Consider the following 24,627-nt stretch of genomic DNA (forward strand, 5'->3'; position numbering starts at 1 on the left):
GGACCAACCACGGGGGAACGACCATGCACAGGAACAAGCGGCTTGCCGCACTCACGGCCGTCGCCGTCGCCGTCACGGTGGCGCTGACGGGAACGCAGGCGGGCGCCGCACCCAGGGCCTCGCACACCGAACCGATCAGCGTCACCCCGGAGGGCAAGGCGGGCAGCGGCACCACGCCCATCGCCGTCATCAGCCGCAACGGCCGCCACATCGCGCTCAGTTCGAACGCCGAGGACCTGGACCCCAACGTGCCGCACAGCGGCATGTACGTACGCGACCCGCAGACGGGGAAGCTCCGTTTCGCGGGCTTCGGCGGCCTGCTGGCGGTCCTCAACGACGGCCGCTATGTCTACGTCCAGTACGCCCCGGCCGCCGAGGACACGGACGTGTGGATCCACGAGATCGGCACGGGGAAGCGGGTGGGCTTCGGCATCGAGATCCCCGAGGGTTTCACCGGGCAGCCCGCCGGGGTCTCCGTGAGCCCCAACGGCCGGTACGCCGTCTACACGCTCCAGGAGGCCGACGGGGGCGCGAGCGTGGTCTTCCTGCGCGACCGCGTCGCCGGCACCACCGAGCGGATCAGCCACCCCAAGCCGACCTGGGAGCCGCGCAACGCCTTCCAGCCGACGGTCAGCGACGACGGGCGCCGCGTGGTCTACCAGTACAACTACGCGAACGGACCGCGCGGCGACGACTGGGGCGACGTGTGGATGTACGACCGCACCACGGGCGAGCACACCCAGATCGACCGCTCCTACGACGGCTCGGGGACCGAGAAGGAGTCCCTGAACCCGTCCATCAGCGGCAACGGCCGCACCGTCGTCTTCGAGTCCCGGGACACCCACCTCGTCCCCGATGACAACGACGTCAGCTGGAACGTGTTCGTGCACGACATCGCCACCGGCACCAACCAGCGCATCCACGGCACCCAGGGCGGCCCCGGCGAGGCCTACACCCGCGATGCCGCGATCAGCGCCGACGGCCGGTACCTCACCTTCATGTCGGAGGTGACCGAAGCCGGCAGCCAGTGGGGCAAGGAGTACCCCGTCTACCTGCGGGACCTGAAGAAGGGCACCACCAGCCTGGTCACGCCCGACACCACCGGCGGCACCGCCACGGCCGACGTCCTGCCGGGCCGGATCGCCGACGGCGCCCGCAGCATCCTCTTCCTGTCGTCCGACCCGACGCTGATCCCGGCCGGCGACACCAACGAGGGCACCGACGCTTTCGTACGGCACCAGCGGTGACCAGCGGCGTGCTCGCATCCTGAGACGGGCCTGAGCGCGGGGGCGGATTTGTGCCAGACTGCCCCCGTGCTCTCGTTCGCCACGATTATTGGCAGCAGGCGCGCCGGTCCGCAGTGACCGCCACGTACCACCACGTACGGGCGGGCACCGTCGTCTTCGACCCGCGCGCAGACCTCTCGCACCCGCGAGGGGTTTTTCGTTTTCCTGGCCCACCTCAAGCCGGGAAGGGAGCGCGAGGGATCATTGGAGGACGGTGGAGCCGGTCATTCCGGTACAGACCGAGATCCAAACCTCAGGAGCCAGACACCATGACGGACACCAGCGAACTCGACGATTCGTTCCACGTCTTCGACACGACGCTGCGCGACGGCGCGCAGCGCGAGGGCATCAACCTCACCGTGGCGGACAAGCTGGCCATCACACGGCACCTGGACGACTTCGGGGTGGGCTTCATCGAGGGCGGCTGGCCCGGCGCCAACCCGCGCGACACCGAGTTCTTCGCCCGCGCCCAGCAGGAGATCGAGTTCAAGCACGCCCAGCTGGTGGCCTTCGGCGCGACGAGGCGCGCGGGCGCCAAAGCCTCTGAAGACCCGCAGGTCAAGGCGCTCCTCGACTCAGGCGCCCAGGTGATCACCCTGGTCGCGAAGTCCCACGACCGCCATGTCGAACTCGCGCTCCGCACGACCCTCGACGAGAACCTGGCGATGGTCCGCGACACGGTCTCGTACCTGTGCGCGCAGGGCCGCCGGGTCTTCGTCGACTGCGAGCACTTCTTCGACGGCTACCGCGCCAACCCGGAGTACGCGAAGGCCGTCGTCCGCGCCGCCCATGAGGCGGGCGCCGACGTGGTCATCCTCTGCGACACCAACGGCGGCATGCTCCCGGCCCAGGTCCAGGCGGTCGTCGCCACGGTCCTCGCCGACACCGGCGCCCGGCTCGGCATGCACGCCCAGGACGACACGGGCTGCGCGGTCGCCAACACGCTGGCCGCCGTCGACGCGGGCGCCACGCACGTCCAGTGCACGGCGAACGGCTACGGCGAGCGGGTCGGCAACTCCAACCTCTTCCCGGTCGTGGCCGCCCTGGAGCTGAAGTACGGCAAGAAGGTGCTCCCCGAAGGCGCCCTGCGCGAGATGACGCGCATCTCCCACGCCATCGCCGAGGTGGTGAACCTGACCCCCTCCACACACCAGCCGTACGTCGGTGTCTCCGCTTTCGCCCACAAGGCGGGCCTGCACGCCTCCGCGATCAAGGTCGACCCCGATCTGTACCAGCACATCGACCCCGAGATGGTCGGCAACACCATGCGGATGCTGGTCTCCGACATGGCCGGCCGCGCCTCCATCGAGCTCAAGGGCAAGGAGCTCGGCGTCGACATCAGCGACGACCGCGAGCTGGTCGGCAGGGTCGTCGCCCGCGTCAAGGAGCGCGAGCTCCAGGGCTACACGTACGAGGCGGCCGACGCGTCGTTCGAGCTGCTGCTCCGCGAGGAGGCGGAGGGCCGCGCCCGCAAGTACTTCCGGGTCGAGTCCTGGCGCGCCATCGTCGAGGACCGCCCCGACGGCAGCCACGCCAACGAAGCCACGGTCAAGCTCTTCGCCAAGGGCGAGCGCATCGTCGCCACCGCCGAGGGCAACGGCCCGGTCAACGCCCTCGACCGAGCCCTCCGAGTGGCCCTCGAAAAGCTCTACCCCCAGCTCGCCAAGCTGGAACTCGTCGACTACAAGGTCCGCATCCTGGAGGGCAAGCACGGCACCCAGTCCACGACCCGGGTACTCATCTCCACGTCGGACGGCGCGGGCGAGTGGTCGACGGTAGGCGTCGCCGAGAACGTGATCGCCGCGTCCTGGCAGGCCCTGGAGGACGCGTACACGTACGGCTTGCTCAGGGCTGGGGTGGAGCCGGCGGAGTAGAAGTCTTTCAGCCCGTCCGGCGTTTGAGGACGAGGCCGTCCAGGCCGATACGGGGGTCTGGGGGCGGAGCCCCCAGAAGCGGGACGGGTAGGGGCGGAGGGGGGCGAAAAAATCCACCCCCCGCCCCCACCCGCCCCGCACCCCCCTACTGCAGATGCCACTTCTGGTTGGCAGCCCCCGTACAGGTCCAGATCTGCGCCCGAGCCCCGTTGGCCGACGAATTCCCGGTCACATCAAGGCACTTGTTGGCCGCGGTATTGACGACATCCCCGGTGGTGGAGTTGTACGACCACCGCTGAGCCCCCGTACCGTTGCAGTCGTAGAGCTGAAGCTGTGCCCCATCGGCAGTGGACGCCGAGGTGACGTCCAGGCACTTCCCCAGCGACTGAACCGACCCGTCGGCCTTGACCGTCCAGCTCTGCGCAGTCGACCCGTTGCAGTCGTAGAGCTGCACAGCGGTCCCGTTGGCCGACGAACCACCGGCCACATCGAGGCACTTGCCCGCAAGCCCCACGAACGCCCCGGTCTGGTCCCCGCCCCCGGCCTGCGTCCCCGACCAGGTGAAGGTCGCGGAGGTCTTACCCGGCAGCGAGTAAGTCGCGTGCTGCGACCCCCAGTTGATCGTCACCGTCTTCGCGGTGGACGCGTCGTTGTACGCGATCAGCGCCTTCGACCCGTCAGGGTTGCGCCACGCGACGTTCGGCACGGACGTGCTCGCCGTGGACGCGATCCGCTGCGCCCCCGGCTTCACGAACTTCGTGAGGTGCCCCATCGTGTAGTACTCGACGGTGTAGTCGACCTGCCCGCTCTGCGCGTCACCGTTGTGCACGGTGACGAGCCCGGTGCATGTGCCGCAACCGCCGTTGTGCGGCCCCATGTTCTGGTCCACGGCCAGCGACCACTTCGTCACCGACTTCGCCCAGTTCCGGGTGTAGTCGACGATGTTGAGCATGTCCTCGCGCTGCTGGTTGGCGATCCAGGTGCCACCGGAGTGCTCGGTTCCGAAGGCGTCCAGCGTCGGGTACTGGTTGTGGACGGTGGTCTGCTTGGTGACGTCGCCGCCGTAGCCGTGCCACGCGACCCCGCCGAAGTTCGGGTGCGTGCGGACCGCCGCGTCGTCGACCGTCGAGGCGGCGTACGAGTCGTACACGTCCCAGTTCCAGTCATGGGCGAGGACCTTGGTCGACAGCCCCGCCGCCTGGAGCTTCGGCAGCAGCTCGCTCTTGGTGAAGTACGCGAGCCCGGAAGCGTTCCAGCTCATCGACGGGTACCCGGAACAACACGTCGGCTCGTTCTGCACGGTGACGTACTGGACCGGCACTCCCTGAGCCTGGTACGCCTGCAGGTACTTCACGAAGTACGAGGCGTAGGCCCCGTAGCTCTCCGACTTCAGCCAGCCGCCGTTGAGCGACCCGCTGTCCTTCATCCAGGCCGGCGCCGTCCACGGCGAGGCCATCACGGTCAGCGCCGGATTGAGCTGGCGCGCCTGCTTGGTCAGCGGCACGACGTCCGCCAGGTCGTGTGCGATGGAGAACTGGGCGAGAGTCGGGTCCGTCTGCCCCGCGGGCACGTCGTCGTAGGAGTACCCGTACCGAGCCAGGTCCGACGCACCCATCGGATTGCGTACGAACGACAGCCCGATCCCGTCCGTCGGCGAGAACAGCTTCGTCATCGCGGCGTCGCGCTGGGCCTGCGTCAGCGCCCCGCTGCTGTTCATCAGCCAGGCGGCGGTGTCGGTGAAGGAGGCGCCGCCACCGGTGAACGTCTGGTACCGGGTGTTCTCGTCCACGGTGATGTTGTCGCCGGTGCCGCCACTGCCGGCCTGGAAGGCGAAAGGTGTTTGCGGCTGCAATCCACGTACGACGTGGCGGCCACCGGTGTCGTCGGTCGTCGTCAGGTAGGCGGTGACCTGTTCACCCGCCGCGTGGGCGGGAGCGGTACCGACGACGCCGAGCCCGGCCGTCGTCAGCAGCCCGGCGACGAGCAGCCGGGCGGCCCGGCCCGTTCTCTTCATGGATCTGGCTGTGCTCGTGGTGCTCATGGTGCGCAGCCCTTCTGGTGGTGGGGGATGGGGGCGTGCGAGGCGTGAGTAAATGACGGCTGCGGGCGCGCGTCAAGGGGTTGCGCGTTCAGAGTCTGAAGGAACAACAAGCCTGATCCGGCCGCCAATTGCCCGTGTACCGGTTCTGACGTGAAGTCTTGACTGCTTGCCGGGACGCCAGTTAACTCACGGCGTGATCTAAGTCGTAAGAGTACTGAAGAGCGTTGAGGGGTTCTTCAGGACACCGAAGAGGATGCGCCAAGAGGAACCAAGAGGAATCAAAAAGAACCAAGAGGATCAACGAGAGTCGAGGGAAGGTCCATGCGAAGAACCGCCCTGCTCGTTTCCGCCGCCTTGCTCACCGGGCTGCTGCCCCTGGCCTCCGCTTCGGCCGCCGCCGGAGCCGACGACCTGCCTCCCGTACCCGTCGACGCCTTCGAGGGCGAGGTTCCGTTCGCGAATCCGCCCGCCGAAGGCCTCTTCGCGTGGGGCGGCGACGCCGACGATCTGCCTCAACTGGCCCTGACCGCCCGGGCCGACGCCCCCGAGGGCGCCAAGGTCCTCACCGGCACCTACGACATCAGCGGCTACGGCGGCTTCACCCACGACTTCGCCTTCGCCCAGCCGGCCCACGACTGGTCCGCGCACAAGGGCATCCGCTTCTGGTGGGACGGCCAGAACAACGGCAAGACGATCCCCTTCGAGCTCAAGGACGGCGGCGCCAACGGCGAGGCCTCCGAGCTGTGGAGGACATCCTTCACGGACGACTTCACCGGCTGGAAACAGATCGAGATCCCCTTCACCGACTTCACCTATCGCACGGACTACCAGCCCGTCGGCGGCATCGACCAGATCCTCGGCCTCACCGAGATGTGGGGCTACGCGATCCAGCTCCCGGTCGGCATCAAGGGTCAGTTCGCCATCGACGACGTCGAGTTGTACGGCACCGCCGACCAGTCACTGCGTGCGAGGGTCATCACCGACTCCGCCGTCTATCCGGTCGCCGAGGGCCGCAAGGCCGCCGTCAAGGTCTCCGTCACCACGACCGGCGCCGTCCCGATCGACGAACCGGTGACCATCGTGTACCAGAGCGACGGCGGCACCGCCCAGCCCGGCAAGGACTTCGTACAGGTCCAGGGCTCGATCACCTTCCCGGCGGGCACCGCGTCCGGCACCTCGCGCACCATCTCGGTCGCCACCCTCAAGGACAAGTCCGGCGAATCCGCCGAGACGATCCCCCTCAAGCTCACCGTCACCGGCGCCAAGGCCCCCGCCGAGACTCCGCAGGTCGTCATCGACGCCCACGGACTCCCGTACCTGGACCCGAAGTTGTCCGTGAAGAAGCGCGTCGCCGACCTCGTCTCCCGGCTGTCCCTCGAGGAGAAGGCCGGTCAGATGACGCAGGCCGAGCGGGGCGCGCTCACCGCGCAGGGCGACATCGCGACCTACGACCTCGGCTCACTGCTCTCCGGCGGTGGCTCGACTCCGACGCCCAACACCCCCGAGGCGTGGGCGAAGATGATCGACTCCTTCCAACTCCGCGCGCAGGCAACGCGGTTCCAGATCCCGCTGATCTACGGCGTGGACGCGGTACACGGCCACAACAACCTCGTCGGCGCGACGGTCATGCCGCACAACATCGGCATCGGCGCCAGCCGTGACCCCCAAATCGCCCAGCAGACCGGCGCGGTGACCGCCGCCGAGGTCCGCGCCACCGGCATCCCGTGGGACTTCGCTCCCTGCCTGTGCGTCACCCGCGACGAACGCTGGGGCCGCAGTTACGAGTCCTTCGGCGAGGACCCGGCGCTCGTCGAGTCCATGGAGACGATCATCCAGGGCCTCCAAGGCCGCGCCGACGGCAAGGACTTGAGCGACAACGACAAGGTCCTCGCCACCGCCAAGCACTTCGTCGGCGACGGCGGCACCGAGTACGGCTCGTCCACCTCGGGCTCGTACACCATCGACCAGGGCATCACCAAGGTCACCCGGCAGGAGCTGGAGGCGGTGCACCTCGCGCCCTACCAGGACGCCGTGGACCGCGGCGTCGGCTCGGTCATGCCGTCCTACTCGTCGCTCGACATCCTCGGCGACGACGCTGGCCCCGTGAAGATGCACGCCAACGCGGCCCTGATCAACGGGGTGTTGAAGGACCGGATGGACTTCGACGGCTTCGTCATCAGCGACTGGGCGGGCATCGACCAGATCCCCGGCGACTACGCCTCCGACGTCCGTACGTCCATCAACGCGGGCCTCGACATGATCATGGTCCCGTACGCGTACAAGGACTTCCGTACGACACTGATCGCCGAGGTCCGCGCCGGCCGCATCAGCGAGCAGCGCGTGGACGACGCCGTATCGCGCATCCTCACGCAGAAGTTCAGGCTCGGGCTCTTCGAGCAGCCGTACGCCGACACGAGCGGCGCCTCCGACATCGGCTCGCCCGAACACCGTGCCGTGGCCCGCAAGGCGGCGGCCGAGTCGCAGGTCCTGCTGAAGAACGCGGGCGGCGTACTGCCCCTCAAGAAGTCCCAGAAGGTGTACGTCGCCGGGTCCAACGCCGATGACATCGGCAACCAGACCGGCGGCTGGACCATCACCTGGCAGGGCTCCTCCGGCGCCATCACGGAGGGCACGACGATCCTGGAGGGGATGCGGAATGCCTCACCCGGCGCGACGATCAGCTACTCCAAGGACGCGTCCGCTCCGACCACCGGCTACGACGTCGGCGTGGTCGTCGTGGGCGAGACCCCGTACGCCGAGGGCGTCGGCGACGTCGGCAACGGCAACGACCTCGAACTGACCGCCGCCGACAAGGCCGCCGTCGACAAGGTCTGCGGCGCCATGAAATGCGTGGTCCTGACCGTCTCCGGGCGCCCCCAGCTCATCGGCGACCGGCTCGGCGACATCGACGCCCTCGTCGCGTCCTGGCTGCCCGGCACGGAGGGCGACGGCGTCGCCGACGTCCTCTACGGCAAGCGCCCCTTCACCGGCCAACTCCCTGTCACCTGGCCGAAGTCCGAGTCCCAGCTGCCGATCAACGTCGGCGACACCTCGTACGACCCGCAGTTCCCGTACGGCTGGGGCCTCACGACGCTCACCAAGGCGCCCTCGGGCGGCACCGCGACATTGGCGGCCCTCTCCCTGGCCGCCAAGATCGCCGAAAAGACGGGCTCCACCACAGCGGGCCGTACCGCCGTGACCAAGGCCCGCCTCCTGGTCCAACAGAAAATCGGCACCACCATCACGGCAGCAGTCGCGAAACCCTTCGCAGACGCCGATCACCTGCTCCTGACCGGCAAGTACGCGGACGCGGTGGCAAAACTGAAGGAGGCGTACCAGGCGGCGTAAACCCTGCCGCTTTCCGGGGCTCCGCTTCTCGAACGCCGGACGGGCATCTCAGGCCCGTCCGGCGTCCGAGGACGAGGCGGCACCGTCCCGATCCCCCACCCACCCGTGGGGGCCTGCACTCTTCAGCCCCGGCCGGGGAGATCTTTCAGCCCGTCCGGCGTTTGAGGACGAGCCCTTCGGGCGACCGGGGGTCTGGGGGCGGAGCCCCCAGGGACAAGGGACGGGTAGGGGCGGAGGGGGCGAAAACCCACAAGCTCCACCCCCACACCCGTCCACTTCCAGCCACCGTCAGGTACCGTCGAAGACATGAGGGCCGCACTCCCACGAGCGCTCCCCGGACTGCTGAGCGCATTGACGCTCGCCGCCCTGGCGCTCCTCACGGCCCAGGCCCCCACCGCCCACGCGGCCACCGACGTCGGCACGGTAGCCGCAGCCCTCCGCGAGACCCCGGTCTACGTGGACCCCGCCGCCTCCGCCCAGCTGTCCACGACAGAAGCCGACGCCCTCACAAAGAAGATCAAAGACGCGGACAAGCCCGTCTTCCTGGCCGTACTCCCCGCGGACTTCCCCACCGAGAACCTCTTCCAGAACCTGCGCACCTCCACCGGCATCACCGGCCTGTACGCGATCAGACTCGGCGACCGGTTCGATGCCAAGGCCGACTCCGCGGTGATGTCCGGCACCGCCGTGAAGAACCTCGTCACCAGCGTCCAGAACGAGGACACCAACACCCAGCTGAACGACTTCACGGACCGCGCGCTCACCAACATCGGCGGCGCGGCCCCCGCGAGCTGGGACTCCGGCAGCACCGAAGGCGGCGGTGTCTCCACGACAGCCCTGATCACGGTCGGCGCGCTGGCCGTCGCCGGCGGCGCAGGCGCGTACACCCTCGTACGACGCAACAAGCGCCGCAAGGCGGAGGAGCAGCGGGCAGCCCTCGACAAGCTCCGCGTGGTGGTGGACGAGGACATCACGGCCTTCGGCGAGGAACTGGACCGCCTCGACTTCCACCCCGCGGAAGCGGGCGCGGACGACGCGATGCGCGCGGACTACGAACGCGCGCTCGACGCCTACGAGCAGGCGAAGTCGTCCATGGCCGCCGCCCAGCACCCCGAGGACGTACGCGCCGTCACCCAGGCCCTGGAGGACGGCCGCTTCTCGCTCGCCGAACTCGCCGCCCGCCGCGAGGGCAGCCCCGTACCCGAGCGCCGCGCCCCCTGCTTCTTCGACCCGCGGCACGGCCCGTCGGTGGCCGACGCGACCTGGACACCGTCCGGCGGCGCGACCCGCGAGGTCCCGGTCTGCGCGGCGGACCGGGCCCGCCTCGCCGACGGCGCCGACCCGGCGATCCGCGAGGTGGACACCGAATACGGCCGCCGCCCCTACTGGGACGCGGGCCCGGCCTACGGCCCCTGGGCGGGCGGCTACTTCGGCGGCGGCCTGCTCCCCGGCCTCCTCGTCGGCACGATGCTCGGCAGCATGATGGCCAGCCCCTCGTACGCGGCCGACTACGGCTCCGGATACGGCGACTTCGGCTCCGGCGGATACGACGGCGGCGACGTCTCGGGCGCCGACTTCGACTCCGGCGACTTCAGCGGCGGTTTCGGCGGCGGCGGCGACTTCGGCGGCGGGGGAGGGGGAGGGGACTTCGGAGGGGGCTTCTGACACCGAGGCCGCCCCGCACGGGACCTCACCTTTGGAACTTGTCCGTCCGAGCCACCCGGTCCGAGCCAGGCGTCCGAGCCACCCGGTCCGAATCACCCCGTGCGAGCCACGGCGTCAGAGTCACCCCGCCCCCGAACAGCCCGCTCCGGTCACTTGAACGCAGCGACGTTGCGCTCCGCCCACTGCGCGAACGTACGCCCCGGACGCCCGAGAATCCGTTCCACATCGGGACTCACCTGCTGCTCCTTGACCGTGGGCGTGCCCAGCACCCCCAGCGTGGCGTCCGCGACCGGCTCCGGCATGTACCCCAGCATCTGAGCCCGAGCCTCCTCACGCGTCTGCTCGACGAACCGCACCGGCTCGACCAGCGCCTCCCCGATCGCCGCGACCTGCTGCCGGGGCGAAACGGGCGCCGGCCCGGTCAGTACGTATGTGCCGCCACCGTGGCCGGATGTCCGCAGCGTCACGGCGGCGACCTCGGCGATGTCCTCCGGGTCGATGGTCGGCAGCGTGACATCGCCGAAGGGCGCCGCGGCCACCCGTCGCGCGCGGACCGTCTCGGCCCACGCGAAGGCGTTGGAGTCGAATCCCCCCGGCTGGAGCACGGTCCATTCCAACCCCGACCGCTTGACCGTCTCCTCCAGCTCGGGTGGATGCCGTCGCGTCCCGACCCCTTGCGAGGACAGCAGGACGACACGTCGTACGCCCCCGGCCCGAGCCGCGTCGAGCACACCGCTCAGGTAGCCGATTCCGCGGGAGAGCAACTCACCGGAAGTCAGCAGGAACAGCGCCTCGGCCCCTTCGAGCGCGGGCTCAAGGCTTTTCGGGTCACCCAGATCGGCGCGGACGTGCCGCACCTCTGTCGGCGCGTCCGGCGCCGAAGCCCCGCGCGAGACAGCCGTCACCTTCTCGCCCGCCGCGGCCAGCGCCCGCACCAGCGGCCGCCCTACATTGCCCGTCGCTCCCGTTACCACGATCATGTTCGCTCCCCTGTCAGGTCTTGGCCGGGCCCGTGTGGGCCTGAAAGGAAGCTACTGGCGGTGGCATAGTAGGTACCTAGAGGAAAGTAATGGGGAGAGGGGCCGATTGTGACCGACGCCACATTGCAGGCGACCGATATGGAGATCGACCCGGAAGTGGCTTGCCCCATCGCCCCCGTGGTCGACATCGTCTTCAGCCGCTGGACCACGCCGATCCTGTGGTCGCTCAACGAATACGGGCGTCAGCGCTTCGTGGAGCTGGAGCGCCGCATCACCAAGATCACGCCCAAGGTCCTGACCCAGCGCCTGCGCCAACTGGAACGTGACGGCCTCGTCATCCGTACCTACCACCCCGAGGTCCCGCCCCGCGTCGAGTACGAGATCAGCGAACTGGGCCGCAGCCTGGCCCCACTCTTCGCCACCCTCGCCGACTGGGCCGCCGTCAACCTGGACAAGGTCGCGGACGCCCGCCAGGACTACGACGCCCGCTGAACCGTCAGGCCACCGCCGGAACTCACGACGGAACCCGCGCCGCACCCGCACCTACGAACCTCACCCCCGCCGCCTAGGACGGCCCCAATGGGTCGCTCGTACGCGGCACGACCAGCCCCGACTCGTACGCCGTCACGACCGCCTGCGTACGGTCACGCAGGCCGAGCTTGGACAGGACGCGGCTCACATGCGTCTTCACGGTCTCCTCGCCGACGTGCAGTCGTAGGGCGATCTCGGGGTTGGACAGACCCTCCGCGATCAGCCGCAGCACTTCCGTCTCACGCGGCGTCAACGCGCCGAGCGTCTTCTGCGCGGGCACCCGGGGCTTCAGCCGCGCGAACTCGGCGATCAGGCGGCGTGTGATGACGGGCGCGAGCAACGCCTCCCCGCCCGCGACCACTCGTACGGCCTCGAAGAGCCGCTCCGCGGTGACGTCCTTGAGGAGGAAGCCGCTCGCCCCGGCGGCGAGCGCGTCGTACACATGCTCGTCGAGGTCGAAGGTGGTGAGGATGAGCACGCGCGGAGCGGTCTGAACAGCGGCCCCGTCCAGGCCCGCCAGTGACGTCATCAGCTCGGCGGTCGCCTGGATCCCGTCCATCACCGGCATCCGTACGTCCATGAGAACCACGTCGGGTTGCTGCTCCCGGCAGATCCGCACCGCCTCGGCGCCGTCGCGCGCGGTGCCGACGACCGTGAAGTCCGGCTGGGTGGCGAGGAGCCCGGCGTATCCGGCACGCACGACCTCATGGTCGTCGGCGACGACGATGCGGACCGGGGCGATGGCTTCGGTGTGGGTGTGGGGCTGGGCCTGGGTCTGGGGTTGGGTCTCGGTCTCGGTCATACGAGGGCCTCCGCCCGTACTGGAAGCCTGGCCTCGACGAGGAAACCGCCGCCGGGCGCCGGGCCGGTGCGGAGAGTGCCGCCGACCGTGGCGGCGCGTTCGCGCATACCGAGGAGACCGTGGCCGGCGTCTGTGGCATGCGGGATTTGCGGGATATGCGATACGTGTGGGACCTGCGAGATGTCTGAGGTGCGAGAGTTGCCTGAGGCATGCGAGGCGTCTGTGACGTCCGAGCCGCGCGCAGTGCCGGGAGGTCCCGGCCCGTTGTCGCGGACCCGGATCGCCAAATCCTCCTCCGTGTAGCGGAGTTCGACATCGACGGCGGCCCCCGGCGCATGCCGTCGGGCGTTGGTGAGGGCCTCCTGGACGATACGGAACGCGGTGACTTCGATGCCCGGGTCCAGTGTGGCGACCGGACCGCTGACGATCAGCCGGGTGCAGGAGCCGGAGGCGTCCCGGGACTCGTCGATCAGCTCCATGAGCTGGCGCAGCCCGGGCTGCGGACGCCGGGTGACACCCACGTCGGCGTCCTCCCTCAGCACCCCCAACAGCCGCCGCATCTCCGTCAGCGCGGCACGCGCGGTGTCCCCGATGGCGAGCAGCCGGGTGGCGCCGTCGCTGGGCAGCCCTGCCGTGGTCAGCCGGGCGGTCTCGGCCTGGACGGCGATCATCGAGATGTGATGGGCGACGACGTCGTGCAACTCCCTTGCGATCCGCGCCCGTTCACCGCGCGCGGCATGCGCGAGCAGCGTGTCCGCGAAGGCCCGCTCCGTGGCGCTGTGGACGAGCGCCGCGCTGCGGACGTGATGCGTGATGCCGGTCGCGGCGGAGGCGGAGGCGAGGGTGGCCACGAGGACCGCCATCACCCGGGTGGCGACGTCGTCCTGGCTGACGAGGGCCAGGACGACGTACGGCAGGACGAGCGCGCCGCTGAGCCGGGTGGCGCCGGCTCTCCCGAGCCAGTACACGGCGGCCAGCTGAGCCACCACGCCCGCCAGGGTGAGCGCCCGGAACGGCGTCAGCGCCAGCACCCCCGCCGAGGTCACCGCCACCGCGGCCCCGGCCCGCACCGCCACGGCACGGTCGGCCCCGAGCACGAAGGTGAGCGGAAGGGTGGTGCAGACCCCGAGCAGCAGGGCGAGCGCCAGAATCTCGCGCAGGCTCCCGGCCCTCAGGAGAACCTCGGCGCAGGCGAGGAGAGCGAGGGCAACCGGGTATGTCACGGGGGCCGGGAAGCGTCGTACCCGCTCCCACACCCCCGCGACCCCATCGCCGCGTCGCGCAGTGTCCTCGCTCATGCACGCCATTCTGCCGTCGGCGGCGCCGCAGCGCGTCACCCTGGGGTTTGTCCCCCGCATGGGGGACCCGGCAGGCGATCCGTCCCTCGCGTCAGGGGTGCCGAAGACGGCTCCCTGGCGGGACGACTCGAGGCCCGCCGATCCCTAATCTCGCTGAGCATGAGTGACGCAACGATCGAAGTCCAAGACCTGCGCAAGCGGTTCGGCAGGACCGTCGCGGTCGACGGACTGTCCTTCACCGTCGAGCCGGGACAGGTCACCGGTTTCGTGGGCCCGAACGGGGCGGGCAAGTCCACCACGATGAGGGCCGTGCTCGGCCTGGACACCCCCGACGAGGGGCGCGCGCTCATCGGCGGCCGCCCGTACCACTCCCTGCGCTCCCCCCTGTTGGAGGTGGGCGCCCTGCTCGACGCCGCCGCGCTGCACCCCAGCCGCCGCGGCCGCGACCACCTGCGCTGGCTTGCGCACTCGCACGGCCTGTCCCTGCGCCGGGTGGACGCGGTCCTCGAACAGGTCGGCATGGCCCAGGCGGCCCGACGCCGAGCGGGGGGCTACTCACTCGGCATGCGCCAACGCCTGGGCATAGCGGCCGCGTTGCTCGGCGACCCCCCGGTCCTCCTCCTCGACGAACCGGTCAACGGCCTCGATCCCGAGGGCATCCAATGGATCCGCGGATTCCTGCGCCGCCTGGCCGGCGAGGGCCGAGCGGTCCTGGTCTCCAGCCACCTCATGAGCGAGCTGGAGGACACGGCCGACCACCTGGTCGTCATCGGCCGCGGCCGTCTCATCGCCGACACCGCCGTCGCGACGCTGCTCGCCGCCGCCTCCGGCGACCGTGTCGCCCTGCGCACGGCCGCGCGTACGGAGGCGATGGAACTGCTCGCCCGCGAGGGCGGCACGGTCGCCGTCACCGGCGCCGACACGCTCACGGTCACCGGCCTGCCCGCGGAGCGGATCGTGGCGCTGCTCGGCGCCGCCAGGATCCCCTTCGCCGAAGTGGGCGCCCACCGGGCGACCTTGGAAGAGGCGTACATGGAGCTCACCCGGCACGCGACCGAGTTCACCTCCGCCCCGGAGACCGAGGTGACCCGATGACCACTCCCGCGCCGCCGACCTCGACCGTGACCCCCTACCGCTCACAACTCCCGCCCACCCGCGAGGGCTTCGGACGGCTGCTGCGCGCGGAGTGGTCCAAGTTCTGGACGGTGCGCGTCTGGGTGCTGGTGCTCGTCGTCGCGGCGGCGGTCACGGTCCTGATCTCGCAGCTCGCCGCGAGCGGCTCCTCCAGTTCCGGCGGGGGCCCGGTCACCGTAGCCCCGGACGGTGCTCTCGTCACCGACACGTTCCGCTTCGTCCACCAGCCCTTGGCCGGCGACGGCAGCGTCACGGTTCGGGTGTCCGACCTGACAGGGCTCGGCGGTCGCGACCCGGAACCCTGGGCGAAGGCCGGGGTCATCATCAAGGCGAGCACGGAGGTCGGCAGCCAGTACGCGGCCCTGATGGTCACCCCCGACCACGGCGTCCGTCTGCAGTGGAACTTCACGCAGGACAAGGCGGGCAGCGGCGCGTCCGCCGACCCGCGCTGGCTCCGTCTGACGAAGACGGGCTCGCAGCTGACGGGCTATGAGTCGGCGGACGGCTCCCACTGGACGAAGGTGGGTTCGGTCACGCTGCCGAAGCTGGCGAAGACGACCCAGGCCGGTCTGTTCGTCGCCACCCCTCTCGGCAACAACCTGCAACGCGCGTTCGGGGGCACCTCGGAGACGGCCGTCGGCACGAACCTCACGGCGAGCTTCGACCATGTCGCCCTGAGCGGCGGCACCAAGGGAGCGACCTGGACCAGTACGGACGTGCGCGCCATCGACCCGAACGCCCCCGACGGCCCGCAGTCCGGCCCGGCGGTCTTCGAACCCGGCACCACCCGGGTATCGGCCTCCGGCGTCTACACCGTCACCGGCCGGGGGGACATCGCCCCGGACCAGACCGGCCCCGACATCATCCAGATGAGCTTCCAGGGCGTCTTCGTGGCCGTGGTGTTCATGGTGGCGCTGGGAGCCCTCTTCATCACGACCGAGTACAAGCGCGGCATGATCCGTACGACGTTCACGGCGACCCCGCGCCGCGCCCGCGTCCTGGCGGCCAAGGCCCTGGTGATCGGCGGCGTCACGTTCGCCGTCAGCCTGGTGGCAACGGCGATCACTTTCCCCCTGGCCCAGAGCACCATGCGCTCCAACGGGTTCAAACCCCCCGCGTACCCGGACCTGTCCCTCCTGGACACCCCGGTCCTGCGAGCGGTCGTCGGCAGCGCGGCGCTCCTGTCCCTGGTGGCGGTTCTCGCCCTCGCGGCAGGGGCGATACTCCGCAACAGCGCGGGCGCGATCACGGTGGTCGTGGTCCTGGTGATACTCCCGCAGATCCTGGCCGTCGCCCTCCCGCTCCAAGTCGCGCAATGGATGCTCCGGCTGACCCCGGCGGGGGCGTTCGCCATCCAGCAGGGGGTTTCGTACTACCCCCAGATGGACCACAACTGCATACCGGAGAGCGGCTGTTACCCCCTCGCACCCTGGAACGGCCTCGCGGTCCTGTGCGCGTACGTGGCCGTGGCCCTTGCCCTGGCCGCCTGGCGCCTGCGCAGGAGGGACGTATGAGGTCGTCCTTCCACGCCGAGTGGACGAAACTCCGTACGCTGCCGAGCAGTTGGCTGCTCCTGGCCGCGACCGTGGTCCTCACGGTCGCGGTGGGTGCGGCCTCGGTGTCGGCGGTCACCACCCGGGACTGCCTGACGGCGGCCGCCTGCCACGAGGACACGGTGAAACTGAGCCTCACGGGAATCTGGCTCGGCCAGGCGACGATCCTCATCCTCGGAGCCCTGTCGATTGGAGCGGAGTACGGCACGGGCACGATCCGCACGACGCTGACGGCGATCCCAGGCCGTTCGAGAGTCCTCGCGTCGAAGGCGGCCGTACTGGCCACTGCCACGGCGGCAGCCGGCGCTCTGGCGATCACCGCTTCCCTCTACGCGGCCCGCCTGATCCTCCCGGACAACGGCTTCACCCCCGCCGAGGGCTACCCGCTCCTCACCCTCACCGACCCCACGACCCTCCGCGCGGCCCTCGGCTCGGTCCTCTGCCTGATCCTCATAGCCTTCCTGGGCCTGAGCCTGGCAGTCCTCCTACGGGACACCGCGGGCGCCATCACGCTGGGCCTCGGCCTCCTCTACGTCGTCCCACTCATGGCCGACCTGCTCGGCTCGGCAACCTGGAAGGACCGCATCGAAAGCTGGGCCCCCATGCCGGCCGGCATGGCCATCCAGGCAACCCGAGACCTCGCCCGACTCCCGATAGGCCCGTGGCCCGGGCTGGGCGTACTGGCGGCGTACGCGCTCGGGCTGCTGCTGATCGGCGGCGCGATGTTCAGACGACGCGACGCTTAGGGCCTGTCCGGTAGGGCCAGTCCGGCGGATCACGCCGGAGACGCCCTGGGCAACGCCCTTGCGATCAACCGGCGTCCGGCAGAGCCAGCCACTCCTGCCACGACAGATCCCGGCCGATGAACCGCGGCCGCTCAAAGGGCCAGTCCTCCCCGATCCACCGGGGCACGAGCGCGTCCAGGTCCCGCTCCAGATCACTCCCGACCTTGGAGTCCACGACCCACCACGAGACCTCGGCGTCGGCACCGGACTTCTCCGGAGGATCGATGTAGACGCACCCGAACTCCTCGGTGCCCGCGTCATTGAACAACACGTAGTTGAAGGACTCATGGGCGGCGATCTCGGCCTCGTGCCGCTCCAGGTCCTTCTTGTTCGCCTCGTACGAGATCGTCTCGGCGGGCCACCCCCACGCCTCACCGAAGATGGACCACAGCCGCTCGCGCGAGCCCATCACGGTCGGGTAGTCGATGTCCGCGTCCGCCCCGGTGATCGGACGCAGGTGATACCCGCCCGGCAACTCGACGCGAACGGGATGTACGAAGCCAGCGGGCAACCAGGTCATGGGCGGAGGCTATCCGCCGGGTGTGTGCTCCGCACCGGGTTATCCCCTGCCGCCGGGGGAGCGCAGCGACGCCGGGCCCGGGTGCGCGGGCTCGGCGTCGCGAGGGCCGGCATCCGGTGCGGACGCCGCTCAGGGGGCGCTACTTCGAGGAAGCGGCGCGCTTCTTGTGGCCCGTCACCTTGGCGATCCAGGTGATGAAGTCGGCAGGGTCGATGTTCGAGCCGTGGCCTTCGTCCCAGTAGTAGAGGTGGTTGACGTCGTCGCCCAGGTTGTCGAGGCTCGCGGCGAGGTTGGCGGAGACGGTCAGCGAGGTGTCGGAGTCCTTGGTGCCGAGGCGGATCCACCAGTGCTTCGAGCGGCCGGGGTTCTGCTGCTTGATGAAGTACATCGGGTTCATCAGGTCGAGCTTCTCGGGGATGTCGCTCGCGACCCGCTTGGTGGTCAGACCGGTGGTGTCGTTCTTTGCGCCGTACGCCGTGAAGTGGCGGGCCAGGGTCGTGTCCGCACCGAACTCGTTGTTCTCGCCGGCGGACAGGTCGAAGGCGTCGAAGGAGGGCGCGTCCTTCTTCCTCGCTCCTACGTGGGTGAGGAAGTCGGCCCAGGTGAAGGAGGCCTTGCCGCCGGACCAGGTGATGAAGGTGTTGGCGGCGAGGTAGGTCTCACGGTCGGAGTCCGACAGCGCGGCCAGATACGTGGTCGCCGACGGCTCCAGGTACTGCTCGACCAGGTACTCGTCGTAGTTGCGGGCGGTCAGCGTCCCGAAGCCGTTCAGTCCGCGCAGCTTCAAGGAGGCCTGGTACTCGGCGAACTGCGACTGCAGCTCCTTGGAGACGGTCTGGTCGACCTGCTTGCCGGTGCTCAGGTCGTTGGTGCCCCAGTTCCACTCGTAGGAGCCGTCGGCGTGCTCCAGGTCGGTGATCGGGCACCAGGCGCCGGTCGCGAAGATCGCGTCGGAGGCGTCGGCCGCGCCGAGCTCCTTGAGGTACTTGTCGTAGATCTTGCTGTCGCCGGACGCGCCGAGCAGGGAGGACAGGGCACCGCCGGCGCTGGTGCCCGCGGAGACGATCCGCTCGACGTTGCCGGGGATGCGGCCCTTGTTGGACCTGATGTACCGGACCGCCGCCTTGAGGTCGACGATCGCGGCCGGGGCGGTGCCGTAGTACTCGCCGTCGGAGTTCTTGAGGGTACGGCCGCGGGCGCCGGGCTCGATGACGACGTACCCGGCGGCCAGGGCCAGCAGCTGGTTGCTGGACGTGGCGCCACCGGTGGCGTTGGTGTTGCCGTTCGCGTTGGAGGTGGAGGCCGAGGCGCTGGGCGCGGCCGAGCCGGTGGGTGCGCCGCTGGGCGCGGCGCCGCCCATGGCCGAACCGCCGCCGCCGACCTCGGTGGCGTCCGCCACGGAGGCGGGCATGTAACCGCCGACAGAGTTGGCGAGCAGGATCGGTGCGTTGCTCGCGTCGACCGCCGTGCCGTCGATCTCGACGGGGGAGCTGACGATGAGCGACTGGTAGGTGGCGTCCACCGGGCTGGCGACGTACGTGATCGCCTTCCAGAAGTGGTACACCACCGAGTGGTCGTTGCCCTCGGTGTCCGTGACGGTCTTCGTCAGCTTCGTGTAGGCGTCCGGGTCGAAGACCAGGGCGTCCGAAGAAGCCGAGGACGTCGACGTACCCGACGCGTTCGCGCTCAATGCGAAGCCGCCGGCCGCGGCGACTCCCGCGGTCGCGCCTATGCCCATGACGACGGTCCTGCGCTTCACTGCCCTGTGCTTCACTGAGGTCTCTCCCATTCACGGCAGACGAGTGCTGCCGTCGAGTCGACTCCATCGCGACGGGCGCACACGCGGTGGCCCTGTAGGCCGGTGCGGGCGGCATTGCCCACCCGTATCGCCCACCCGATCTTGTGCTTGCGAACGTAAATCGCGGCCCGAACGATTGTCAACAATTCTGTTTCATTCATCGTTGACGCCCAAGTTCTCATGGCCGGATCACAGGTAGGCGTCCGCATTTGGGCAGGCGGCGGCCTTGCGACAAGCAAAATGCATCCGCACATGGCAAAGCGCCCGTCCTCTGAAACGGGGAATCAGAGGCCGGACGCCTTCGGGGTGCCAGGGGTTGTCGCCGACTCAGGCGGCGTTCTTGATCGCCGAGATGTCGAAGACCAGCTTGATCTTGTCGGAGACGAGGACGCCACCGGTCTCCAGGGCCGCGTTCCAGGTGAGGCCCCACTCCGAGCGAATGATCTCCGACTTGCCCTCGAAGCCGACGCGCTGGTTGCCGAACGGGTCCGTGGCGGCACCGTTGAACTCCAGGTCGATGCTGAGCGGCTTGGTGATGCCGAGGATCGACAGCTCGCCGGTGATCCGGTAGTCGTCGCCGCCCAGGGCCACGGCCTCCGTCGAGCGGAAGGTCATCGTCGGGAACTCGTCCGTCTTGAAGAAGTCGGCGCTCTTCAGGTGACCGTCGCGGTCGGCGGAGCCGGTCTCGACGCTCTCCATCTTGACGTCGAGAGAGGCGGTGGATTTGGACGGGTCGGTGCCGTCCAGGTGCAGGGTGCCCTCGAAGTCCTTGAAGCCGCCCTTGACGTTCGTCACCATCGCGTGGCGGGCGACGAAGCCGATGGTCGAGTGCGACGGGTCGAGCGTGTAATCGCCGGTGAGGGCCGCCAGTTCGGGGCTCACCTCGCCGGGGGTCGTGGCGGCGCCGGTCTCGGTGGTGTCGGTCTTGCGGCCGAAGATGCCCATGACGTTCTCCTTGGGGGGACGGTTCGCGGATTCGTCCGGAAGCCGCGACGCGAGGTTGTCGAATCGGATGTGATCGAGTCTGTTTAAGATTCAACGATGCCAACAAGAGGGAATGTAGACCTATTCCATTCAAGTTTCAACATCATCCGCTACGTGTTCATGACGTTACGTTGCGTTCCGGCGAGATGCCTCCTCGAGAGCCGGTTCACCCCAGGGATGGCATGTGCCACTCATGAATGTGAGGTGGCTCTCAGGTGTCGGGTTTGTTCGACCCCTACAAGCGGGGGACCCCCTGAGCAGTCAGATCGCCTGCCTGTGGTCAAGGTTCTGTTGAGGGGTACCAGGAAAACGGCCCGGAGACTGTACGGAGTCGACGGCCCGCTTTCCTTGGTGGACTTCGTATGGTCGCTACATGACCGTTTTGGATGAGGCCGAATCCTCAGGCGAACCCACGGACGCACGCGGGCGCGTGGCCGAGCTGCACGCGATCCGTGCGGAGGCGCTGCGGGGCCCCAGCGAGAAGGCGACCGCCGCGCAGCACGCCAAGGGCAAGCTGACCGCGCGCGAGCGTATCGAGCTCCTGCTGGACGCGGGCTCGTTCCAGGAGGTCGAGCAGCTGCGCCGGCACCGGGCGACCGGGTTCGGCCTGGAGGCGAAGAAGCCGTACACCGACGGTGTCATCACCGGCTGGGGCACGGTCGAGGGCCGCACGGTCTTCGTGTACGCCCACGACTTCCGTATCTTCGGCGGCGCGCTGGGTGAGGCGCACGCCACGAAGATCCACAAGATCATGGACATGGCCATCGCGGCCGGAGCGCCGCTGGTCTCCCTCAACGACGGCGCGGGAGCCCGTATCCAGGAGGGCGTTTCCGCGCTTGCCGGCTACGGCGGCATCTTCCAGCGCAACACGCGCGCCTCCGGCGTCATCCCGCAGATCAGCGTGATGCTCGGCCCCTGCGCGGGCGGCGCGGCCTACAGCCCCGCTCTCACCGACTTCGTGTTCATGGTCCGCGAGACCTCGCAGATGTTCATCACGGGCCCGGACGTCGTCAAGGCCGTCACCGGCGAGGAGATCACCCAGAACGGCCTGGGCGGTGCCGATGTGCACGCGGAGACCTCCGGCGTCGCGCACTTCGCGTACGACGACGAGGAGACGTGCATCGCCGAGGTGCGCTACCTCCTGTCGATGCTCCCGCAGAACAACCGCGAGAACCCGCCGCGCGTCGCTTCCGAGGACCCCGCCGACCGCCGCTCCGACGTCCTGCTGGACCTGGTTCCGGCCGACGGCAACCGTCCGTACGACATGACGAAGGTGATCGAGGAGCTCGTCGACGACGGCGACTACCTTGAGGTGCACGAGCGTTGGGCCCGCAACATCATCTGCGCGCTGGCCCGTCTCGACGGCCAGGTGGTCGGCATCGTCGCCAACCAACCGCAGTCGCTCGCGGGTGTGCTGGACATCGAGGCCTCCGAAAAAGCTGCGCGCTTTGTCCAGATGTGTGACGCTTTTAACATCCCGATCGTCACTCTTCTGGATGTCCCCGGGTTCCTTCCCGGTGTCGACCAGGAGCACGGCGGAATCATTCGGCACGGCGCGAAGCTGCTGTACGCGTACTGCAACGCGACGGTGCCGAGGATCTCGCTGATCCTGCGCAAGGCGTACGGAGGTGCGTACATCGTCATGGACAGCCAGTCCATCGGCGCGGACCTCACGTTCGCCTGGCCGACGAACGAGATCGCCGTGATGGGAGCGGAAGGCGCGGCCAACGTCATCTTCCGCCGCCAGATCGCGGAGGCGGAAGACCCCGAGGCGATGCGCGTACGCATGGTCAAGGAGTACAAGGCCGAGCTGATGCACCCCTACTACGCGGCCGAGCGGGGCCTTGTCGACGACGTCATCGACCCCGCCGAGACCCGCGAGGTGCTCGTCAAGTCCCTCGCGATGCTGCACTCCAAGCACGCGGACCTGCCCTCCCGCAAGCACGGCAACCCCCCGCAGTAACCCTGCGGTTCCTCCGCGGCAGCGCCGCGGAAACCTCTCTCACGGAGACTGACATCTATGGACACCCCTGACATCCGCGTCGAGAAGGGCCACGCCGAGCCCGAGGAAGTCGCCGCCATCACGGCCATCCTGCTGGCTCGCGCGGCGGCTGCGCCCGCTTCCGCCACGTCCCACAACTCCGCCCGCCCCAAGGCCGGCTGGCGCCGTCTGGAGCGCGAGCCAGGCTTCCGCGCACCGCACAGCTGGCACGGCTGACCTCCGGCGTTCGGCGTACGTGAAAGGGCCCCCTCCGTTGAGGGGGCCCTTTCACGTACGGCGGGTGCGCCCCGTGAGGGGCGCGGGGAACTGCGTGACCAGCCACCGCGAAAGCGCGGTCGGCGACTGGCCCGCAGTCCGACGGCGCGTTACCGCAGGCGTGCCATCAAGGCGTGCTCCACGAGCGTGATCAGCCCCGACTTGGCGTCCGCGCGGTGGCGGGCGTCCGTCGTGATGATCGGGGTGTCCGGGCCGATCTGCAGGGCCTCGCGGACCTCGTCCGGGTTGTAGGGCTGGTTGCCGTCGAAGCCGTTGAGGGCGATGACGAACGGGAGACCCGAGTTCTCGAAGTAGTCGACCGCCGGGAAGCAGTCGGCGAGACGGCGGGTGTCCACCAGGACGATGGCGCCGATGGCGCCGCGGACCAGGTCGTCCCACATGAACCAGAAGCGGTCCTGGCCGGGGGTGCCGAACAGGTACAGGATCAGGTCCTGGTCCAGGGTGATGCGGCCGAAGTCCATGGCGACGGTGGTCGTCGTCTTGTCTCCGGTGTGCGTGAGGTCGTCGATGCCCGCGGACGCGGACGTCATGACGGCCTCTGTGCGCAGCGGGTTGATCTCCGAGACGGCCCCGACGAACGTGGTCTTGCCCACGCCGAAGCCGCCCGCCACCACGATCTTCGCGGACGTGGTGGAGCGGGAAGGCCCTCCGCTAGAGCTTGCGAAGTCCACTGAGCACCCTTTCGAGCAAAGTCACGTCTGGCTGGCCGCCGGCGTTCTCGTCACCGCCGGGCTGATGGATGGCGACCAGGCCCGCCTCCGCCAAGTCGGCGACGAGAATCCTGGCCACACCGAGAGGGATCGTCAGGAGGGCCGAGATTTCGGCCACCGACTTGATCTCCCGGCAGAGGTTGCAGATCCGCTGATGCTCGGGCAACTGCCCCTGCATCTGGTGCGGCTGTGCGGTCGTGTGTACCAGCGCCTCGATGGCGAGCTGGTAGCGGGGCCTGGTACGGCCGCCCGTCATGGCGTACGGACGTACCAGAGGGTTGTGCGACGTCCCACCGGGCGACGGCTCAGGGTTGCGTCGCTGCGGCTGTACGGGCTGGATGCGCGGTGCCGCCGGCTGGTCGTACGGCGACGGACCGGGACCCTGGGGCGCGTACGGCTGACGCCGCGGGGTCGGCGCGGAGGGGAAGTTGTACCGGTTCGGGTTCTGTGAACCGTCACCCTGGCCGCCCTGCCCCTGGCCGGGGCCGTACGACCAGTTGCCCGAAGACGAACCGCCTGGGGGTGTTGCCACTTTCTCCTCCTCCGACTGTGCCGGGCACCCATCAGTGTGGGACCGCGTCCCGAAACCTTATGGCCTCGGGACACCAAGACGCACCGTCTGTCTGTTAGTTGAGAAGGCTCCCCTGGAGCTCTGCTCGAAGGTCCGGGGTCAGGACCGTACCTGCACGGTCCACCAGAAGTGCCATCTCGTACCCAACGAGGCCAATGTCCGCCTCCGGGTGTGCGAGTACGGCGAGAGACGAACCATCGGAAACGGACATGATGAAGAGGAATCCCCGCTCCATCTCCACAACCGTCTGGTTCACGTGGCCGCCCTCGAAGATGCGGGAGGCTCCCGCGGTCAACGAGGTCAGACCGGATGCGACGGCTGCCAACTGGTCGGCGCGGTCACGGGGAAAGCCTTCGGACATCGCCAGAAGGAGTCCGTCGGCGGAGACCACCACCGTGTGGGACACCCCAGGGGTGTTGTCCACGAAGTTGGTGATCAACCAGTTCAGGTTCTGCGCCGCCTGGCTCAT

20 protein-coding genes are annotated in these 24,627 nt (G+C 69.2%); 10 read left to right on the forward strand and 10 right to left on the reverse strand.

What is annotated here, in order from left to right; all coding sequences use genetic code 11:
- Positions 1 to 23 precede the first annotated feature (23 nt).
- Positions 24 to 1,247 (forward strand): hypothetical protein, encoded by a 1,224-nt coding sequence (locus OG219_RS33970; RefSeq protein WP_266833029.1) that lies wholly within the window; start codon positions 24 to 26, stop codon positions 1,245 to 1,247.
- A gap of 308 nt (positions 1,248 to 1,555) precedes the next feature.
- Entirely contained in the window at positions 1,556 to 3,160 is a 1,605-nt protein-coding gene (cimA, locus tag OG219_RS33975; RefSeq protein WP_266833031.1) for a citramalate synthase, read from the forward strand.
- A 145-nt stretch (positions 3,161 to 3,305) separates the two neighbouring features.
- Here the strand turns inward: cimA and OG219_RS33980 are convergent, their stop codons facing one another.
- Positions 3,306 to 5,174 (reverse strand): ricin-type beta-trefoil lectin domain protein, encoded by a 1,869-nt coding sequence (locus OG219_RS33980; protein WP_266833033.1) that lies wholly within the window; start codon positions 5,172 to 5,174, stop codon positions 3,306 to 3,308.
- A gap of 348 nt (positions 5,175 to 5,522) precedes the next feature.
- On the opposite strand from OG219_RS33980, the gene OG219_RS33985 reads away from it, so the two are divergent.
- Together OG219_RS33985 and OG219_RS33990 are read left to right on the forward strand one after the other, a co-directional pair.
- The gene (locus OG219_RS33985; RefSeq protein WP_266833035.1) at positions 5,523 to 8,549 is read left to right on the forward strand and encodes a glycoside hydrolase family 3 N-terminal domain-containing protein; all 3,027 of its coding nucleotides are present in this window, start codon (positions 5,523 to 5,525) and stop codon (positions 8,547 to 8,549) included.
- A 306-nt stretch (positions 8,550 to 8,855) separates the two neighbouring features.
- The gene (locus OG219_RS33990; RefSeq protein ID WP_266833037.1) at positions 8,856 to 10,214 is read left to right on the forward strand and encodes a hypothetical protein; all 1,359 of its coding nucleotides are present in this window, start codon (positions 8,856 to 8,858) and stop codon (positions 10,212 to 10,214) included.
- 149 nt (positions 10,215 to 10,363) lie between these two features.
- On the opposite strand, the gene OG219_RS33995 is transcribed toward OG219_RS33990, so the two are convergent.
- Complete coding sequence (locus tag OG219_RS33995) at positions 10,364 to 11,194, reverse strand: NAD(P)H-binding protein (RefSeq protein ID WP_266833039.1); 831 nt, start codon at positions 11,192 to 11,194, stop codon at positions 10,364 to 10,366.
- 138 nt (positions 11,195 to 11,332) lie between these two features.
- Here OG219_RS33995 and OG219_RS34000 point away from each other — a divergent pair, with 138 nt between their 5' ends.
- A complete protein-coding gene (locus OG219_RS34000; protein ID WP_266836328.1) occupies positions 11,333 to 11,686 on the forward strand; it encodes a helix-turn-helix domain-containing protein in 354 nt (117 codons plus the stop codon).
- A 73-nt stretch (positions 11,687 to 11,759) separates the two neighbouring features.
- On the opposite strand, the gene OG219_RS34005 is transcribed toward OG219_RS34000, so the two are convergent.
- Together OG219_RS34005 and OG219_RS34010 are read right to left on the reverse strand one after the other, a co-directional pair.
- A complete protein-coding gene (locus OG219_RS34005) occupies positions 11,760 to 12,527 on the reverse strand; it encodes a response regulator transcription factor (protein ID WP_266833041.1) in 768 nt (255 codons plus the stop codon).
- The gene (locus tag OG219_RS34010) at positions 12,524 to 13,825 is read right to left on the reverse strand and encodes a sensor histidine kinase (RefSeq protein ID WP_266833043.1); all 1,302 of its coding nucleotides are present in this window, start codon (positions 13,823 to 13,825) and stop codon (positions 12,524 to 12,526) included. The genes OG219_RS34005 and OG219_RS34010 overlap by 4 nt, the downstream gene beginning before the upstream one ends.
- A 159-nt stretch (positions 13,826 to 13,984) precedes the next feature.
- Between OG219_RS34010 and OG219_RS34015 the strand changes: the two genes are divergently transcribed.
- From OG219_RS34015 to OG219_RS34025, 3 genes are read left to right on the forward strand one after another with little or no spacing between them, the layout of a single operon-like run.
- Positions 13,985 to 14,920 (forward strand): ABC transporter ATP-binding protein, encoded by a 936-nt coding sequence (locus tag OG219_RS34015; protein WP_266833045.1) that lies wholly within the window; start codon positions 13,985 to 13,987, stop codon positions 14,918 to 14,920.
- Positions 14,917 to 16,473, forward strand: a complete 1,557-nt coding sequence (locus tag OG219_RS34020) for an ABC transporter permease subunit (RefSeq protein ID WP_266833047.1) — start codon at positions 14,917 to 14,919, stop codon at positions 16,471 to 16,473. The genes OG219_RS34015 and OG219_RS34020 overlap by 4 nt, the downstream gene beginning before the upstream one ends.
- Positions 16,470 to 17,258 (forward strand): ABC transporter permease, encoded by a 789-nt coding sequence (locus tag OG219_RS34025; RefSeq protein WP_266833049.1) that lies wholly within the window; start codon positions 16,470 to 16,472, stop codon positions 17,256 to 17,258. The genes OG219_RS34020 and OG219_RS34025 overlap by 4 nt, the downstream gene beginning before the upstream one ends.
- A 64-nt stretch (positions 17,259 to 17,322) precedes the next feature.
- Here the strand turns inward: OG219_RS34025 and OG219_RS34030 are convergent, their stop codons facing one another.
- The 3 genes from OG219_RS34030 to OG219_RS34040 form a co-directional block, all read right to left on the reverse strand.
- The gene (locus OG219_RS34030) at positions 17,323 to 17,817 is read right to left on the reverse strand and encodes an N-acetyltransferase (RefSeq protein ID WP_266833051.1); all 495 of its coding nucleotides are present in this window, start codon (positions 17,815 to 17,817) and stop codon (positions 17,323 to 17,325) included.
- Positions 17,818 to 17,956: 139 nt separating this feature from the next.
- Positions 17,957 to 19,555 (reverse strand): subtype B tannase, encoded by a 1,599-nt coding sequence (locus OG219_RS34035; RefSeq protein WP_266836329.1) that lies wholly within the window; start codon positions 19,553 to 19,555, stop codon positions 17,957 to 17,959.
- A 387-nt stretch (positions 19,556 to 19,942) separates the two neighbouring features.
- Entirely contained in the window at positions 19,943 to 20,560 is a 618-nt protein-coding gene (locus OG219_RS34040) for a YceI family protein (RefSeq protein WP_266833053.1), read from the reverse strand.
- Positions 20,561 to 20,972: 412 nt separating this feature from the next.
- Here OG219_RS34040 and OG219_RS34045 point away from each other — a divergent pair, with 412 nt between their 5' ends.
- A complete protein-coding gene (locus tag OG219_RS34045) occupies positions 20,973 to 22,562 on the forward strand; it encodes an acyl-CoA carboxylase subunit beta (RefSeq protein ID WP_266833055.1) in 1,590 nt (529 codons plus the stop codon).
- 57 nt (positions 22,563 to 22,619) lie between these two features.
- Positions 22,620 to 22,817, forward strand: coding sequence for an acyl-CoA carboxylase subunit epsilon (locus tag OG219_RS34050; RefSeq protein WP_266474679.1), 198 nt, complete (start codon positions 22,620 to 22,622; stop codon positions 22,815 to 22,817).
- 149 nt (positions 22,818 to 22,966) lie between these two features.
- Here the strand turns inward: OG219_RS34050 and OG219_RS34055 are convergent, their stop codons facing one another.
- The 3 genes from OG219_RS34055 to OG219_RS34065 form a co-directional block, all read right to left on the reverse strand.
- Positions 22,967 to 23,548: an ATP/GTP-binding protein gene (locus tag OG219_RS34055; RefSeq protein ID WP_266833058.1), complete on the reverse strand. Its 582-nt coding sequence runs from the start codon at positions 23,546 to 23,548 to the stop codon at positions 22,967 to 22,969.
- Positions 23,529 to 24,119, reverse strand: coding sequence for a DUF742 domain-containing protein (locus OG219_RS34060; RefSeq protein WP_266833060.1), 591 nt, complete (start codon positions 24,117 to 24,119; stop codon positions 23,529 to 23,531). Before OG219_RS34060 ends, OG219_RS34055 begins: the two co-directional genes overlap by 20 nt.
- A gap of 94 nt (positions 24,120 to 24,213) precedes the next feature.
- Positions 24,214 to 24,627 carry a roadblock/LC7 domain-containing protein gene (locus OG219_RS34065; RefSeq protein WP_266836330.1) on the reverse strand — a complete coding sequence of 138 codons (414 nt, stop codon included), beginning with the start codon at positions 24,625 to 24,627 and terminating at the stop codon, positions 24,214 to 24,216.

It is taken from the genome of Streptomyces sp. NBC_00038, assembly GCF_026343635.1.
GTDB lineage: Bacteria > Actinomycetota > Actinomycetes > Streptomycetales > Streptomycetaceae > Streptomyces.